Annotated in this window: 11 protein-coding genes; 8 read left to right on the forward strand and 3 right to left on the reverse strand. The window is 42.5% G+C overall.

Going from position 1 to position 18,030, the window contains the following annotated elements:
* The 3 genes from NCWK1_RS25265 to NCWK1_RS25275 form a co-directional block, all read left to right on the forward strand.
* Positions 1-2,230, forward strand: a 2,230-nt coding sequence (locus NCWK1_RS25265) for an ATP-binding protein (RefSeq protein WP_146034045.1), incomplete at its 5' end; no start/stop codon positions are given.
* 312 nt (positions 2,231-2,542) lie between these two features.
* Complete coding sequence (locus NCWK1_RS25270; RefSeq protein ID WP_103126604.1) at positions 2,543-3,421, forward strand: RnfABCDGE type electron transport complex subunit D; 879 nt, start codon at positions 2,543-2,545, stop codon at positions 3,419-3,421.
* 13 nt (positions 3,422-3,434) lie between these two features.
* Positions 3,435-4,808 carry a DUF2330 domain-containing protein gene (locus NCWK1_RS25275; RefSeq protein WP_103126605.1) on the forward strand — a complete coding sequence of 458 codons (1,374 nt, stop codon included), beginning with the start codon at positions 3,435-3,437 and terminating at the stop codon, positions 4,806-4,808.
* Positions 4,809-4,903: 95 nt separating this feature from the next.
* Here NCWK1_RS25275 and NCWK1_RS25280 read toward each other — a convergent pair whose 3' ends face one another.
* Both NCWK1_RS25280 and aqpZ read right to left on the reverse strand, forming a co-directional pair.
* Positions 4,904-5,272 carry a 2TM domain-containing protein gene (locus NCWK1_RS25280; protein WP_103126606.1) on the reverse strand — a complete coding sequence of 123 codons (369 nt, stop codon included), beginning with the start codon at positions 5,270-5,272 and terminating at the stop codon, positions 4,904-4,906.
* A 490-nt stretch (positions 5,273-5,762) separates the two neighbouring features.
* Positions 5,763-6,530: an aquaporin Z gene (gene aqpZ / locus NCWK1_RS25285; protein ID WP_096577774.1), complete on the reverse strand. Its 768-nt coding sequence runs from the start codon at positions 6,528-6,530 to the stop codon at positions 5,763-5,765.
* A gap of 348 nt (positions 6,531-6,878) precedes the next feature.
* Between aqpZ and NCWK1_RS25290 the strand changes: the two genes are divergently transcribed.
* The 3 genes from NCWK1_RS25290 (at position 6,879) to NCWK1_RS25300 (ending at position 14,819) form a co-directional block, all read left to right on the forward strand.
* On the forward strand, positions 6,879-7,529 hold the full coding sequence (locus NCWK1_RS25290) for a hypothetical protein (RefSeq protein WP_096577776.1): 651 nt from the start codon (positions 6,879-6,881) through the stop codon (positions 7,527-7,529).
* Positions 7,530-8,103: 574 nt separating this feature from the next.
* Positions 8,104-13,956: a translocation/assembly module TamB domain-containing protein gene (locus tag NCWK1_RS25295; protein WP_103126607.1), complete on the forward strand. Its 5,853-nt coding sequence runs from the start codon at positions 8,104-8,106 to the stop codon at positions 13,954-13,956.
* Between the two features lie 191 nt (positions 13,957-14,147).
* On the forward strand, positions 14,148-14,819 hold the full coding sequence (locus NCWK1_RS25300; RefSeq protein ID WP_103126608.1) for a cadmium resistance transporter: 672 nt from the start codon (positions 14,148-14,150) through the stop codon (positions 14,817-14,819).
* Positions 14,820-14,857: 38 nt separating this feature from the next.
* Here the strand turns inward: NCWK1_RS25300 and NCWK1_RS25305 are convergent, their stop codons facing one another.
* A complete protein-coding gene (locus tag NCWK1_RS25305) occupies positions 14,858-16,180 on the reverse strand; it encodes a hypothetical protein (RefSeq protein WP_103126609.1) in 1,323 nt (440 codons plus the stop codon).
* A gap of 1,134 nt (positions 16,181-17,314) precedes the next feature.
* On the opposite strand from NCWK1_RS25305, the gene ndhL reads away from it, so the two are divergent.
* Entirely contained in the window at positions 17,315-17,527 is a 213-nt protein-coding gene (gene ndhL / locus NCWK1_RS25310; protein ID WP_096577784.1) for an NAD(P)H-quinone oxidoreductase subunit L, read from the forward strand.
* 24 nt (positions 17,528-17,551) lie between these two features.
* Positions 17,552-17,866 (forward strand): DUF3007 family protein, encoded by a 315-nt coding sequence (locus NCWK1_RS25315; protein ID WP_103126610.1) that lies wholly within the window; start codon positions 17,552-17,554, stop codon positions 17,864-17,866.
* Positions 17,867-18,030: the final 164 nt, after the last annotated feature.

Below are 18,030 nucleotides of genomic sequence, written 5' to 3' on the forward strand. Positions count from 1 at the left end.
AATCAAATTTTTCGTGAATTGGTATAACACGTTCACCAGTCCCGCAACGGTAGAAAACTTGGAGCCAGCGGACTTAGCGCGTGAGCTTGTAACGCTTCGTCAGGCGCTATCTGCTGCCACCCAACGCGAACTTTCGGCCCAAGCGCATCTGCAAGCGGTGATTCAGGAGCAAAACCAACTCAACCAAAACTTACGCATAGCGAATGAAGAGATCCTATCGAGCAATGAGGAACTGCAAAGCACGAATGAAGAACTGCAAACGGCGAAGGAAGAAGTTCAAGCTACCAATGAAGAACTCTCGACGACCAATGAAGAACTGCGGAGTCGGAATCTGCAACAAAATCGAGACAATAGTGATCTCAACAACTTTATCGCCAGCATTAATATCCCGATTGTGATGCTGACGAATGACTTAAGGATTCGCCGCTTTACACCAACCGCCCAGCGACTGTTCAATTTCATCCCCACCGATATCGGACGACCCTTCACTGACCTGCATGGCAATTTTGACGTTTCCCAGCTAGAACCGATGATTTTGGAGGTGTTGGAAACTCTCAATACGAAAGAACAGGAGATCCAAACAGAAGCCGGATACTGGTATACCATCCGCATTCGCCCCTATCGCACCAGTGAAAACCAAATTGACGGTGTGACAATGGTGCTACAGGATATTGATGCCCTCAAACGCTACAACGCCAGCCTAGAGAGCGCTCGCAACTATGCAGAAACCATCATTGAGACGGTGCAAATCCCTCTGGTTGTGCTGGACGCTGATTTACGGGTGAATGTCGCAAATAGAGCATTTTACGAGACATTTCAGGTTTCTGAAGCTGAAACCATCCAGATGTTGCTGTTTGAATTAGGCAATGGGCAGTGGGATATTCCCGAACTGCGATCAATGTTGAATGGTATTCTGGCGGGTGGGCTTGCGGTGCAGGATTTTGAGGTCAATCATGATTTCGAGCAGATTGGGCAGAAAAATATGCTGCTCAATGCGTGCAAACTGCACCGAGAAGACAACACAGACATGATTCTGTTAGCGATCTCAGATGTTACCGAGCGCACGGCACGCCAGCAGGCTGAAGCGGCCAGTCGTGCCAAAGATCAATTTCTCTCAAATCTGTCCCATGAACTGCGAAATCCGCTCACCTCGCTGCTGGCCTGGGTGCAACTGCTCCGCAACCGCAACTGCGACGAGGCAACAGTCGATCAAGCCTTAGAAGCCGTTGAGCAGAACGGTAGGCTACTCAATTACCTAATTGAAGATATTCTGGATGCCTCTCGGATTACGGGTGGCAAGTTGCAATTGAATAGCCACCCAATCGACTTGAGCTTATTGGTTCAAGATGCTCTCGATAGCGTTAACTTATCGGCGGTGGCAAAAAATATTCAGTTAGTGTCATCGTTGAGTTCGATCACCGTGCTGGGGGATGCCGAACGATTACAGCAAGTGCTGGGGAACCTGCTCTCGAATGCGATCAAGTTTACGCCTGCGGGTGGACGAGTAGACATCACGCTGTCACAGGTTGACAACCAGGCGCAAATTCAAGTCAGTGACACCGGAATTGGTATTCCAGCAGATTTATTGCCACGTATTTTCGAGCGGTTCTATCAGGCTGATTCCAGTACAACCAAAACCAATCAAGGGCTAGGACTGGGCTTGGCGATCGCGCGGCATCTCATCGAGCTGCATGGTGGCACTGTACAGGCAGAAAGTCCGGGCGAAGGACAAGGTGCTACCCTGACTGTGCGGTTGCCTTTATACGTCCCGCCCCTAACCTCACCGCCGATTGTCGAACCGACGGTAGAAACATCTTTGGACGCTTCGCAAAATCTCCCCTCTCTAGAAGGCTTGCATATCCTGGTGGTTGATGATCAGGTCGATGTGCTTTTACCCTTGCAGTTGATGCTAGAAACTTACGGGGCAGAGGTGCTGGCCGTAACGACTGCCAGAGCAGCCCTCTCTGCTCTCAGCGAAAGCCCTAACCGCTATGATGTGCTGATTTCTGATCTCGGCTTGCCTGGGGAAGATGGCTACTTCCTGATTCAACAGGTGCGATCGCTCAGTGCGGCAGCCGGAGGACAAATTCCGGCGATCGCGCTGACGGGCCATGCCAGTAAAGCAGAAGAGCAACGGGCGATCAAGGCTGGGTTTCAAATGCACATAGCTAAACCCTGTGATCTGGTTCAACTGCGTGCAATAGTTGCCGATTTGGCTAAACGAACTTAACGGCTTGCCGTTACACGAGGCTTTCCTTGCCTTTACATCTGGTGGTCTGTTTGAATAGACTATTGATACTGATGACCAACCGCAAGTTTACTGTCTGATTACCAGTTTGACAGATATTGTCCATCAGCAAAATTAGAAACACTCACTTTTTCTATACTTAATACCGCTTAGAGCTTAACCGAACCGTATTGCCCATACACCCAGTCTCTACAGCTGCTTGTTTGTAACAAAATCTGTAACAGCAATGGTATTTGAGCTTTTACTCGACTAGATTGGGAAAAAATCTCCGGGTAATCCCTGAATATAGGGGTAATGTTGCTGAAAGATATACGGGACTATCAAATTCTATTTCTGGGTTCATTTCTGGCCTTGGGAATTGGCACAAGAGACTGGACACTGCGACCAGAGATGATTGCTGTGGCGATCGCATCTTGTTTATCAACGCAGTGGATATTGTCAATGGTCAATAGTCAATGGTCAATGGTCAAGGGTCAAGAGGAAAAACAAATAAATCTGCGTAGTGCTTTGATTACTTCGCTAGGACTGAGTTTGCTCTTGCGGGCTGACCATTGGACAACAATGATGTTAGCAGCAGTTAGTGCGATCGCCAGTAAATTTTTCTTGAAAGTTGGCGATAAACATTTCTTCAACCCGGCCAATTTTGGCATCATCACTGTCTTGACTCTTACTTCCGATGCTTGGGTATCACCAGGACAATGGGGTGAAGAGTGGTGGTATGGCATATTATTTGCCGGGACTGGTGGATTGATTCTGCAACGCATTGGTCGTTGGGATACCACGGCAGCTTTTTTAGGTTCCTACTCACTGCTAGAAGCCATCCGCAACCTCTATCTAGGTTGGACTTGGGATGTATATTGGCATCGGTTAATGAGTGGGTCTTTACTGCTGTTTGCCTTATTTATGGTGACAGATCCGCGGTCAATTCCCAACGCCAAAATCGGGCGTGTGATTTGGGCTATCTGCATCGCCAGCTTAACTTTTATTCTGCGAAATAATTTCTTCATCTCCACCGCCGTATTTTGGTCATTGTTTGCCCTTGCACCGTTGACCATACTTTTAGATTGGCTGTGGTCATCTCCCAGATTTTCTTGGTTGGAGCAGATGAAACAAGGGAAGGAACAACAAATGACCAATGACAAAGAACAAATGACTCTTGACTCAGCACTTTAACAAGAGGTATAAAATGAAGCGATTTCGACTAATAATTTCGTCACTAATCACAGTATTAGCTGTGCTGTGTTTTGCCCCGACAGCCTGGGCATTTTGTGGATTTTATGTCGCCAAAGCCGATAGTAAATTATATAACCAAGCATCTCAAGTAATTTTGGCGAGGGATGGCGATCGCACTGTTTTAACGATGGCAAATGACTTCCAAGGCGCAGTCAAAGATTTTGCAATGGTTGTACCTGTGCCAACAGTCATAAAAAAAGAGCAAGTACGCATTGCTCCACCCAAAATTGTCGAGCGTTTAGATGCTTTTAGCGCACCACGCTTAGTAGAATACTTCGACTCTGATCCTTGTGTTGAATACGACCGAGTACTTAACGAAGCCTTACCCTCACCAGCAGCCAGAGCAGCAGGAGCAGCCAGAGGTAGTGCGAATGATTTAGGCGTAACCATCGAAGCACGTTTTAACGTCGGTGAATACGACATTGTGATTTTGAGTGCTAAAGAATCGGGCGGCCTAGAAACTTGGCTCAATCGCAACGGTTACAAAATTCCCAGAGGCGCGAAACAGCTACTTAAACCATATATTCGCTCTGGCATGAAATTCTTTGTTGCCAAAGTCAACCTCGATAAATTTGAGCAATCTGGCTATCAGTTCCTGCGTCCCCTACAAATTTCATACCAATCACCCAAGTTCATGCTGCCCATTCGTTTGGGTATGATTAATGCCAACGCAGCCCAAGATTTGATTGTGTATGTCCTCTCACCCAAAGGGCAAGCAGAAATCACTAACTACCGCACCGTGAAAGTTCCCTCTGATGCCAATATTCCTGTGTTTGTTAAAAATGAATTTAGTGATTTCTACAAGTCCATGTTCCAAACGGCATATCTCAAAGAAGACAGAAAAGTAGCTTTCTTAGAATACGCCTGGGATATGAGTAGTTGTGACCCTTGTTCAGCCGAACCGTTGAACCAAGAAGAACTTAAGCAAGCAGGCGTATTTTGGCTAGATAATAATGCCAATGATGACGTAACAGCACCGCCAAACTTCCGCCGTCGTCCGTTTCCCAGTAGTAGCGTGTTCATCACCCGATTGCACGTCCGCTACACCCGTGACAAATTCCCAGAAGACCCAATATTTCAAGCCACCTCTAACCAAGAATCTTTTCAAGGAAGATACATTTTACAGCATCCCTTTACAGGCGACCTCAAATGTCAAGCTGGTAGAGAATACAAGCGGTCTTTACCCAAGCGGTTTGAACAAGAAGCCCAAACTTTGGCAAAACTCACCAATTGGAAGATTCAAGACATTCGCCAAAAAATGAAGTTAAGTCTGGGTGATTTGAATTATTCTTGGTGGGAAAATTTCATGTCCTGGCTAGGAATGTAGTTGAGCAAAGCTGGGTGTAAGGTTTTGAACACTACACCCTCACACCCCTAAACCCCTGACTAAAACTATTAATTAATCGTTGCACTGCGTAAGTCCTATTGTTGTAGGTAAACACTGGCAGCATGGAGAGCAAGACCCAATCCCCAACCTAGTAGAGGGTAAATTGCCCAGAAGTAACCAGGACTAACTACCAAATTCAACACAATTAAAAAGAGATTAACCACAAGAAAGCTAATCAAATGTGGCTTGATTTTTTGCAGGCGGTGAGAGTTAGATGCTTGCCGCCGTTTCATAATTTCTTTCTCCTGTTGCCATTGTTGTTGTGCGGTTTGCAGGCTGACAAATGAAATACCCAGTTCTGTGGCCATTTCTTGTAACTGCTGTTCGGAAAAATTTTCTTGTTGTTTATCAGCCATTGCTCGCTGAAGAATCTGCTGCACATCTTCTGGGCGAAAGGAAGTCATAGATTTATGCTCCTAGATTCCATTAGGGATGATGACAGAGTTACCAAGAATTTCTTTTTGGCGTTCCATCTCTCGCCATCATTGTGCAAATTGGTGTAAGATTTTGTGCTTTCAGAACCTTTTCAGGCTATTTTGCTAGAATTGATGACTCTTTTCTTCCCCTAGCTGTATCAGTGCTATTTTTGATGAGAATAGGTTTTATTGCAGATGCTAAACCAAAAGCTGGCATATTCCCATAAAACGCTTTGTAGTTGACTAGTCTAATGATCTAGGTTTCATAGCAGATACCCAAACGTGAAGTTTAAAATTAGCCTGACAAAACTAGAAGCACATCGTTTTTCCTGTATTACTAAATGCTGAGATAGCATATCAACAAAAGGCAGTCGCACCACTACCAAAAAAAATACCTCCAGAATATGGAGGCAATGTCCTTTATGTTATTCAAAAGTAATAGCAGAGATTATTTATTTCTTGGGTTGCTTTTTCCTGACTATCGTCGCGAATAATCTTCGCGTTCTGCCTCACCTACAACTGGTGCGCCTGATTCACCCAAAGCCTTTGAATAGAATAGACCTGCCAATATCGCACCTAAAATTGGAGCTACCCAAAACAGCCATACTTGCTTAAACATTTCTACACCAGCAAAAAGTGCCGGGCCAGTACTACGAGCGGGATTAACCGATGTATTCGTTATGGGTATGCTGATCAAATGAATCAATGTTAGTGCCAAACCAATAGCAATTGGTGCAAAGCCCTTTGGCGCACGACCATCTGTTGCACCTAAGATCACAATTAAAAAAATAAATGTAAGTACAACCTCTGTAATAAAGCCAGCAGTGAGCGAATAGCCTCCAGGAGAATGTACTCCAAAACCATTTGTCGCTAAGGGATTAGAACCAGAAAGCATAAATCCTGGTTTACCCGTGGCAATTAAATAAACTAGACCTGCGGCTAATATTGCTCCCAATACCTGAGCAATAATGTATGGAAGCAATTCAGAGCCAGGAAAACGCTTTCCTGACCAAAGACCAAATGATACAGCTGGGTTAAAATGGGCACCAGAGATATGACCAACTGCGTAGGCCATAATTAGCACCGTTAAACCAAAAGCCAGAGCCACACCTACAAAGCCAATTCCTAATTCATTGGCTTTCGCGTCTGGAAATGCTGCTGCAAAAACAGCACTTCCACAGCCGCCAAGAACTAGCACAAATGTCCCAACGAATTCTGCAAGACAGCGTGTTAAAAGCGACACCATATATAGCTCCCTGCTGAAGCAGATGATTAAAAGTGTTAAAAATTAAGCGTTAAGAAATGTCTTTAAATCTTTTAACTACAGATTTAACACCAACATCGTTAAATTTACCAGCTTTTATCCACCCCAATAGGAACTCTAGCAACTCTTAACAAATAGGTGACTCAGAGGTTAAGATCTGTGCCATTATCTAGCGGGAATACTTTACTTTGTCTAAGTTCTTGTTGTTGTTCAAGGGCGAAAGCGACAACTTTTTGCTGCGACAAAATCTTCGAGATACAAGGTTAATATCTGGAGTGCCTTTGTAAGCAATACTTAGTATATTCTTGCTTTTTTGTTGCTGAAATTGCCATTATGGAACTTGATGAAGAGTTACGCAACTTAGTTACTCAAGCCTGCGGCTACCCTCCTAGAAGCCCGCAGCGTCAAAAGCTGCTTACGCAAATCATCCGTTTAACTTCAGGCAGACTTTGGCGAGAAAGTACTCCTTACTATCAAGATGCACTGCAACAAACTTGGTTATATTTCTGTCGTAATGTTTGTGATGGTTTAACTGGTCAGACCTATGACCCTACTTATGGTACTGTGGTCACTTGGTTAAATGCTTATCTCAAACGCAGACTCCAAGACTTTTACCTCAACCATCATCGAGAACAAGCCTTAACGGTTCCTCTACAAGTACGCCAGTCTTGGTCAAGTGGAAATACAGAAACTATTGATTTTACCGACAACCTCCAGGCGACACCCCAAGTCCCGCCAATTCTCGAAAATGTGGAAACATGGGCTAAGACTGATGCAGATGGAGAATTACGCAGTATTCACATTAAAGGTCGCCCAGATGTGACTTGTCAGGTCTTGATTCTCAAACGCTTACCGCCAGAAGTTAGCTGGAAAGAACTATCAGAGGAATTTGAATTACCTATCCCTACTTTGAGTAGTTTTTATCAGCGTCAATGTCTGCCACGCTTGCGAAAATTCGCGGAATCAGAAGGTATTTTATGAAGGTATAAGATTACAGGTGAGTTTAGACTTGTTGGCGTTAGTGACCTTAGCAGCGTCAGCTTTCTTGTGATACCGAAGTTTTCCCTAGATGTACTTGGCTTAGTCTATTAGATATTACTTTGCAAGTCTTTACTTCATCTTTATGAATTGCTAAAAATATAGTATAAATAGTATCAGGTATTATTTGAGATTTTTCTGTTTATCCGTAAAAAAATTAAATTTATTACCGTAAAATTGCTTAAATCAATGAATTATATATTACCTAGAAAAATTAAGGCTTGAGATAGAATCATTAGTTGTGGGTCAGATAATTTTGATTGGCTGGCATTTTGCAACTCCCTTTATATGTAGATTCCCGCACACTTGAACTTGATTTATTCATCAAAGTTTCCAGATAGCACAAAATTTAATTGAATATTCCCCCAACTCCCCTGAACAACATGAGTTGACCAAGGTCATGCAAATTTCCAGGTCTAAAATTGGTTTGGCTCCTGGGATTTGGCATAGTGAACAAAATATGCTGTTAGTGCCAGTAACGTTCCCCCTAGGTTCAGCAAGTATAGAGTGAAACCACATGACTAACTCTCGCCATCAAGAACGTCAATCCAAATCCCACACCCGTGTGCGTATGTGGTTGTTGATTTTAAGTCGTGGTTGCATTCCCTTGTTAGGAATCTTGTTAGTAGGAATTATTTTGGGCATTTGGCGGTTACAAAGTTTTGTCCAAAAAGAGTTAGCGCCGTTAGCAGAACAAAGCCTTACCAATACCATTAACCGTCCGGTGAAATTGGGTAAAGTTACCAATTTTTCTCTGACAGGTGTGCAGTTTGGGGCTTCGGAAATTCCCGCAACGCCTACAGACCCAGATAAAGCAGCCGTAGAGACTGTAGAAGTAGGTTTTAATCCGTGGCAATTAGTTTTTACTCGTCAACTCAAGCTGGATGTCACCTTAGTTAATGCCGATGTCTACATTGAACAAGACGAGCAAGGACGTTGGGTTAACACAACCATTGCGCCACCAGGTAAAAGCGGATTAATTAAAACTGATTTAGATAATTTGCGGTTACGTAATGGCAAGGTAATATTACTCGCTCACAAAAGTGTTGGCAGAGTCACATCACCTGTCACATTTGCCCAACTTAACGGTTCTGCCCAACTGGTGGAAAATAACCAACTGGTGAAGTTTGATGTGGCGGGACAGGCCGAAACTGGTGGGAATGTAGCAATTCAAGGACAGGCGCGGACGAAAACTTTAGTTGCTGATCTTCAATTGCAAGGAAAAGATTTACTCGCCGCTACTGTGACTAATTTGGTGAAGTTACCGCTGAACTTACAAGCAGGTAGAGTCAATGGGGATTTACAAATTAAACTCGCACCAGAACAAACACCTTTATTGTATGGCAGTGCAGATTTACAAAAAGTCACACTGCAAATTCCCCGTGTACCTCAGTTGTTAAGCAGTACTGAAGGCGATATTTACTTTAAAGGTACAGAAATACGGCTTGATAATCTCAATACTAACTACGGCAAAATTCCCTTAGTTGCTAACGGCATTATTGATAGTAAAGCAGGTTATCAACTCACAGGGCGCATTAAAACAGTGAGTGTTGCCAATGCCCAAACAACACTCAACCTGAAACTACCTGTACCTGTTGCTGGGCAACTCAAAGCAGATTTACAAATCACAGGTAAAGCCACCAACCCAATTCTTTCTGGTGCTGTGGCCACAATTAACACTGCCCGGATTGATAAAGTTAATTTTAAAAGTATTACGAGTAAGTTTGAATTTTCGCCGAATGCAGCCTTGTTAACTTTGAGAGATATTCAAGGTGAGACTACTGTTGGTGGAGAAATCATCGGGGGAGGTAAAATCGCTCTAGGGAAAACGCCCCAACTGAATTTGAATTTTACCGCTAAGAATATTGGTGGAGATGCGATCGCCAAAATCTATAGTGCTAGTCCGACTTTCCAAATCGGTAAAGTCGCCGCCACAGCCAAAGTTACAGGTACTCCCACTAATGTTAGAACGGCGGTACAGTGGCAAGTACCCCAAGCCACATACCCCGGTAGAGGCGAAGTTATTATCACCAGCGATCGCACCGTCTATTTCCAAAATGTTGCCCTGAGAGTTGGTCGTGGCGTAGTGCGGGCAGTAGGTAGATATGCTAATGAACGTTGGCAAGCAGATGTTACAGGTGATGGCGTACAGTTAGAACCTTTTATTAACAAAAATCAACTGCAAAATATTTCCTTGGATGGGGCAGAATTTAACGGGCGGTTGATTTTAGCGGGTACTAGCGGGCCGTTTCAAATCGCCTCTATTCGCACTCAAGGCGCAGCCGTGCAGATTGCGGGTGGGGCGATCGCCATTGCTAGTGTCCAACTCCAAAACCAAAACTTTGCGGCGCAATTAGTCGCCAATAATGTGCGGCTAGGACGTATTCTCAAACAAGCTCCCCCGGCTTTGCAAGGGCGCTTGGGAGGAACATTCCAAATCGCTGGCAATCGAGATAACCTCAGCCTGAAAACTATTCGTGGTACTGGCACAGCTAACCTCAGTGTTGCAGATGGTATAGTTACAGCCACAAACATTCAACTGGCGAAGGGAATTTATCAAGCTCAGTTGGTCGCCAATAATCTGGATGTACAGCAACTCACATCCAATACACAACAATTTCGCGGTAGATTAGCTGGTCAGTTTAATGTAGCGGGTTCGGTGGAATCCTTGAAACCGCAAAGTATTCAAGCTAATGGTCAAGCCAAGTTAACTGTTGCAGGTGGGACAATTACCGCCACAAATATCAAAGTCAATAACGGTCGTTATCAAGCGCGAATTCAAGCTAATAACGTGCCAATCCAACGTTTGACCAAAGTCCCGCCCCAATTTCAAGGAGATTTAACAGGTCAACTCAATGTTGCTGGTTCGGTGACATCCTTTCAACCGCAAACCATCCAAGCTAGTGGTCAAGGAAAGTTGAATATTGCCGGAGGCACAATCACCGCCGCAAATATCCAAGTAAATAACGGTCGTTATCAAACGCAAATTCAAGCGAGTAATGTACCGCTGCAAAAATTGGTCGCCGTCCCGCCACAATTTCAAGGTGCATTAACAGGTCAATTAAATGTTGCTGGTTCTGTTGCATCCTTCCAACCGCAAACTATTCAAGCTAGTGGTCAAGGAAAGTTGAATATTGCCGGGGGGACAATTACCGCCACCAATATTCAAGTAAATAACGGTCGTTATCAAGCCGTAGTTGATGCCGCTGGTGTGCAGTTAACGAAGTTAAATCAGCAATTGCGGGGGCAATTGGGCGGGAGATTACAAGTAGCTGGGGCGTTGGGTTCTGCCACATTAGCGAATGTGAATGCCTCTGGTAACGTGCAGTTATCCCAAGGCTTGCCGGGTTTAGAAAGACCATTAACAGCGGCGATTGCGTGGAATGGTGAGAAACTCGCGATTAATCAACTCACCGCCCCTGGTTTAAATGTGACTGGTGACATCGCCGCCAACGCTAACAAAGCTGGGATACCAGAAATTACGGCTTTAAATTTGAATGTCCAAGCCCAGGACTATAATTTGCAACAGTTACCGATTAATTTGCCGAATCAAGTAGCTGTGAAAGGCAAGGTAGATTTTAACGGTAGAGTTACAGGTAAGTTACCATTACCCAACGTTAACGGCAAAATTGCCTTACGTGACTTAGTAGTGCAGAATATTGCTTTTGAGCCATTGTTAACAGGTAGTATTGATTCAGCCCAAGGGCGTGGGTTGAATTTAGATTTAATTGGCAATCGCGATCGCATTGCCCTAAATTTAGATGGGAATAATCGCCCCCAATCCTTTTTAGTGCAGTGGCAAGATGCTGTAGCTAAAGGTCAATTCCAAGGCAATAATATTGCCCTAAATGTGCAGAATTTCCCTTTACAAATTTTGAATGTTTCTGTACCGCCAGCCCTACGTTTAGGAACTGGGAAGGTAGCAGGGCTAATTAGTGGAGATTTGCAAGTCAATCCCCAAACATTCTTAGCCAATGGTAATTTAGCGATCGCCCAACCGAAAATCGGACGTATCCAAGGCGACCAGTTAACCGCGCAATTCAACTATGCCAATGGCAAAGCTACTCTCACCAGTAGCAAATTTGTCAAGGGTAGCAGCATTTATGCTTTTGCCGGGAGTTTTGGTCAAACTCCGAGAGGGCCACAACTCCAAGGCAAACTCAACGTTAGCCAAGGTAAAATCCAAGATGTCTTAGCCGCAGCCCAGATATTTGAAATTCAAGACTTTCAACGGGGGATATCAGAACCAGCTTATGGTACAGCCGCCGATTTAACTACTTATTCACGGGGTTTACCCAATCAACCTTTATTCGATCAACTGCGACGCTTGTACGAAATTGACGCAGAATTAGCCCAACAGCAACAACAACGGCGTGACTCTAATTACTTACCAGAACTAGCAGACTTACAAGGAACATTCAACGGGGAAGTGGCTTTAGATACCGCCACAGCCAACGGACTATCAGTACAATTTGATATTAACGGACAGAATTTTACTTGGGGGAAAGAAGGGGAAAGCGATCGCTTCTACAATGCTAAACAAATCATTGCCCAAGGTAGCTTTGAAAATGGTGTGTTGCAGTTCCGTCCGCTACGTGTTGAGTTAGACAATGGTCTCTTAGGTTTTACCGGAAACATCGGCGGTAAAGACCAATCAGGCCAGTTGCGCGTTACTAATTTTCCCATCGCTTTAATTAATAACTTTGTCAAACTCCCAGTTGATATCACAGGTAATCTCAACGCCTCAGCAGCTTTAGCAGGCGGTATCACCAATCCCCAAGCCCAAGGCGAATTAGAAATCACCAACGGAACCCTCAATCAAAAGCCTGTAGAATCAGCTACCGCCAGCTTTAGCTATATCAATGGCCGTTTGAACTTTGGTAGTAATGTTTCCGTGGCTGGCCCAGAACCAGTTAACATTACTGGCAGCATACCCTATCAGTTGCCCTTCGCCACTACTGCACCCGCCAGTAATGAAATTAGCTTAGATGTGAAAGTCAGAAATGAAGGATTAGCACTGTTAAATTTACTGACTGATCAGATAGCTTTTGAGAAAGGTGAAGGGGAAATTGACCTAAGAGTAAGTGGAACTAGACAGCGCCCAGAGTTAACAGGAATTGCCTCTGTCAAAGATGCAACTTTTGCAGCCCAAGCTTTACCCGGTAAAATCAGACGGGTGACAGGTAAGATTAATTTCAATTTTGACCGCATTGTAGTAGAAAGTCTGCAAGGCAGATTTAGTCGAGGTCAAGTAGTGGCTGCTGGTGAACTCCCTGTATTTAATAATGGGGAAGCGTCAAATAATCCCCTCACGGTTAATCTTGAGCAATTAAATTTAAATCTCAAAGGATTGTATAAAGGCGGCGCTAGTGGAAATTTACAAATTATTGGTTCAGCCTTAAATCCACTGATTGGTGGTCAAATTCGTCTGTATGATGGTCAGGTTTTATTAGCAGAATCAACCAATACTAATCAATCTACAACTAGCGATGCTGTCAAAGCCAACAAGCAAGATAAAACTGAGGCGAGAAATAATCCCAATACAGCCAGATTAAATAATCTGCAATTAACATTAGGTAACAATATCCAAATTACCCGTCCCCCGATTCTCAGTTTTCTCGCTACAGGTAATCTGACAGTTAATGGTGCTTTATCTTCTCCTATACCCGATGGTACAATCCGTCTCCAGAAGGGTGGAGTGAATTTATTTACCACCCAATTTAACTTGGCTCGCGGCTATAAAAATACAGCGACATTTAGATCTGATCAACCGCGTGATCCTATCCTAGATGTGCAGCTATTTGCTAAGGTACTGGATGCAGTCCAAACTTCCGAGTTCTCTAGAACAAGTAGCGTAGGTGGATTGGGTTCTTTAGAAAGTGTGCGAGTTGAAGCGAGAGTCCAAGGGCCTGCTAGTAAACTCAACGAGAATCTCGAACTCACCAGCAGTCCTTCACGCAGCCAAACCGAAATTGTCGCTTTATTAGGCGGGGGATTTGTCGATACTCAAGGACGTGCAGATAGCACATTAGGCTTAATTAATATTGCTGGTTCAGCCGTATTTAATAATTTTCAGACGACGTTTAATCAAATTGCTAATGCTTTTGGTTTAAGTGAGTTTCGCATATTTCCAACTGTGATTTCTGACAATCCTGAAGCTGGTAGAAGCAGTTCTACATTAGAATTAGCCGCAGAAGCTGGTGTTGATATTTCCACAAAGTTTTCTATTTCCAGCATTAAAATTTTAACTGCCAATGACCCCTTTCAATGGGGGATAAATTACCGCATTAACGATGAACTGCGGGTGCGTGCTTCTACTAATTTAGAAGATGACAGTCGCGCTGTAATTGAGTACCAGACAAGGTTTTAGATGAATTGCCATATCATCTGTTAATTTCCTCAAGTTCATAAGCTTTTTTTATCGATTTAACAAAAAAGAATATTTGCTTCTATTTAGTTGTTAGCCCTAATATTTATGACATACGCGGCTAAGGTACCTAGCTAAAACAACACAATCAATTCTCCAGATTTTGGAGATTTACATTACCTTACGCAACAATCATGAATTGGCTAACCAGTACAATAATTATTGGCATCTCTGCTGCTTTTGCCACTACTTTTGACGACAATTTATATTTGACAGCTTTTTTTGGTAAAGTTAATCGTCATTTTCGTCCGCAAAATATTATTCTTGGTGAATTTTTAGGGTTTACTGTATTAATATTTGCTAGTCTTCCTGGCTTTTTAGGCGGTTTGATTTTACCAACAGCTTGGATTGGCTTGCTAGGTTTTTTACCTATAGCCATTGGGATTAATCATCTATTAACGCGAGAACAAGCGGAAGAAGCAGTACAAGCTGTATCGGTTGATTTTTCGGCTTCTACAACCAAGCGCCAAAAAAAATCCTTATGGGCGACTCTACGCGATCGCCAAACGTACCGTGTTTCTGCTGTCACCATTGCAAATGGAGGGAATAACATTGGAATTTACGTACCACTGTTTGCTAGTAGCAATCTCCCCAGCTTAGGCGTAGTTCTCTGTGTCTGCTATTTAACTGTGGGAATGTGGTGTTTTCTATCTTACAATTTAACGCGTAATCCTCTGTTAGCTCCTATGCTGACTCGTTATGGTCGCAAAGTCTTTCCTTTAGTATTAATCTACTTGGGATGCTCAATTCTCATTAAAAGCGAATCTTATCAGCTTTTCCCGGCGATCGCTATGTTTTCCCACTAAATACAGCAAAGTGCTGAATCAAAAGCACTTTCACTGGTTTATTTATAGATGTTTTCCCTTAATTGTGAAAAAACATGATAAGTTTCTATCTTTGATTTTCCCTGGGAATTCTGCCGATTTTTTGGCACTTTAATCAAGTTATATTCAATGTTTTCAGCGTAGATGGCAAAAGTAATATTAAATATTTCCAGAAAATTAATTACCCATTTACATTCATTTTGTGGTAATTTTTCGTAATAGCGAATTAAATGGGCAATTCTAATTTCTAAATGACTGCGGGAATTTTGACAAATTAATATAATTTTGAGTAATATAATCACCAAGGTTAATGGATGACCTTGAGATAGTAATAAAGTAAATAGCTGTGAAGGCTCTCGACCATTTTCTGTAGTCAAACAATCAATCAGACGATTACAGCTTCTCAGAAACAAATTTTTATCTAAAATTTCTTCATCACACTCTGTTTTCCAGTTAGATAAATTTTCTGTTAGCTGGCGATTTATAGTTTTGACCAAACCTATATTTTTAACCGAAAAAAACAAGTACTTACGGATGCTTTCTTTAAATTCTTTAAAGGTTTGACCCTGAGTTTGTTTAATAAATATATGGGCTAGATTTTCATAACTAAATGCACCTTTTTTCACGATAATCATTTTGATTAAACGCAAAACGTTATCGCCCAAAATGCTAGGATTTACATAACGGCTATTACTGGAAGCAGCAGACTGAGAACGAGCAATATACATTGCTAATTCAAACTTGAAGTTGTCTTTCATTTGCTGAGAAAGCTGCTGGGCTGCTTCTTGTTGCTCTTTGGGGTTATTAGCATCAAGAGATTGAGCAACTAATAAATAAGCAGCATAACGATTAGCCCAATGAACTTTGCTCTTATGATCGTGTCTATTAGCAAAGAGTTTTAATTCTTGATAGTCGTCACTTTTAACAAAATTTTCTAGCCAGCTTTTATAAATATGTAAACTGGTATAACTGCCTTTTTTGTAGCATATATCATAATTAACCAATAAGTTAATTAATTCTTGAATATATTCATATTCTCTTTTAGATGCCCAGTTATTGACGATGATATAGCAACAGCGTTTGATAGTATTGCGAAATTCCTGCTCATGATTAGCTAACAGGAGTTTACGAATGATGGGTACAGTATTTAAACTGCCTGATTCGAGAAAATCGAAAAATAGTCTTTTAAATTCTCGCAAGACCTCTTCTGGGGGCTTTTGATTAACAATTTCCATGAAGAAGCCATATACTTTTTCTTGCCCAAGTTGGATATTTAATGGCTGAAGATGGGGTTTGATAAAATTTGGATCTTCTAAATCCGTAAATAAGCTATGAGTGGTCATGGAAGTTCTCAAGACCAATGAAGTGTATGAATCTATTATTTATTAGATTAACTTTGTCAGCCACCAGTAGCAATCAAGTTTTCAAAGATAAAGTAATTTTTTGAATGAGTTTTGATGAATTTACTTAAATCTTCTTCAAGATTCAATTTAAAAAACTAAATTTTTCAGGAGAATTACGGAAACAAGGCTGAAGCAGCGAGATGACGAATCAAGGGTTTAGACGGAAATTTTACGAAGAAAAGGTGAAATACCAGAACTGGAGATAGGGCTTTTGGGTGTAGGAGAGGGGAGTTAATTTTATAGCTCGTTTAAATTAAGTGCGATCGCCATCCTGCAATTGATTTTAAAATTGTATATATACATACAGTTAAGCCTGCTTAGACATGTCTAAGCAGGCTTTATTTAACTTGATTTTTTAGTGGGGGTGGAGGGACTTGAACCCTCACGACCGTTTAAGGTCAACGGATTTTCATTCTCTTGCAGCTTTCACTACTACCTTCCGGTTTTGAGAATTGGACTCTCCCTTTACCCTCGCCTTGACGTTAGGGTAGCTCCCGTCGAGTCTCTGCACCTTCCCTTTAATTTTGGATTTTGGATTTTGAATTTTGGACTGAAGTGCAATCTAAAATCTAAAATTTAAAATCTAAAATTTTTGGGCTTGGCTCAGGATTGCCTTGTCTGGAAACAGATTTAGGTTTCCCTGAGTTTGAGAGCTTCCACTTGAAGAATTTCTTCCTCAAGGCTCAGTTTTCTAAGTCCGTAGCGTCTGCCATTCCGCCACACCCCCAAGTTTACTTAGGAGCCACTTATTTTGTAGAGGCAGCAAATACCTCCTCATCTATTCCACCACTAATGTGTATTTTGTGCAACTAGATTTAAGAAATTTGTCTATTTTGAGCGATCGCCGAATTTTTTTGGCAATCTTTCACTTTCGACAAGCATCTTAATCTGGGTGTGACAAGTACACTGATTAGATACTGGCTTTGCTATTGTAGCACTATCCTGAGTTTTGTCCAGGTAAAACTGCGGAATTGTTGGACGGTATGATTAATCAGACTTTCCTCAAGCTACGCATTCAGCCTATGATGAGAAACAGATGCACCGAATGGCCTTGTCTACAAAGAGAAAAAACCTATGATCGTCGCCCTGCTGTATCTGATTTTGGCTGGAGCCTATTTATTAGTCATTCCTGTTGCTGTACTGTTTTACCTCAAGCAGCGGTGGTATGTGGCTACCTCTATTGAGCGTACTATTATGTACTTTTTGGTTTTCTTCTTCTTTCCCGGTTTATTGGTTCTGTCGCCGTTTGTCAATCTGCGACCACAACCGCGCAAAATAGAAGTCTAACGAGATTGGTAGGTCATAACTCTCATGCGACGCATCGACGCTCTTGTAATTGGTTTAGGTATTTTTATTGCTGGTGGCTTGGCTTATGTGGGATTACAGCTAGTTGGTGTAGATAGTCAACAAGCTGGGATATGGAGCCAGGCTGTCTTAGTAGTAATTGGCTTAATTGGTTGGGTAAGCACTTATGTTTACCGCGCTGTGAATAATAATATGACCTACCATCAGCAACGGGAAGACTATGAACAAGCGTTTTTCCAAAAGCGTTTGGATGAACTTACGCCGGAAGAACTAGCGAAAATTCAAGCTGAGATTGAACAAGAAAAGCAATCTCAGATGTAAAGTGATCATTTTATGAGTCAATAGTCAATAGTCATGGAAGAAGGGAACAGGTGAGTCAGCGCGGTCTTCTCCCAAAGGGAGAGGCTAACGGCAAGGGGGTTTCCCCCATGAGCGACTGACGAACCCCGAAGGGGAAACAGGGAACAGAGAAATATTTTCTGTTC

Origin of the sequence: Nostoc cycadae WK-1 (assembly GCF_002897135.1) — a bacterium.
In the GTDB taxonomy this organism is placed as follows: domain Bacteria; phylum Cyanobacteriota; class Cyanobacteriia; order Cyanobacteriales; family Nostocaceae; genus Nostoc_B.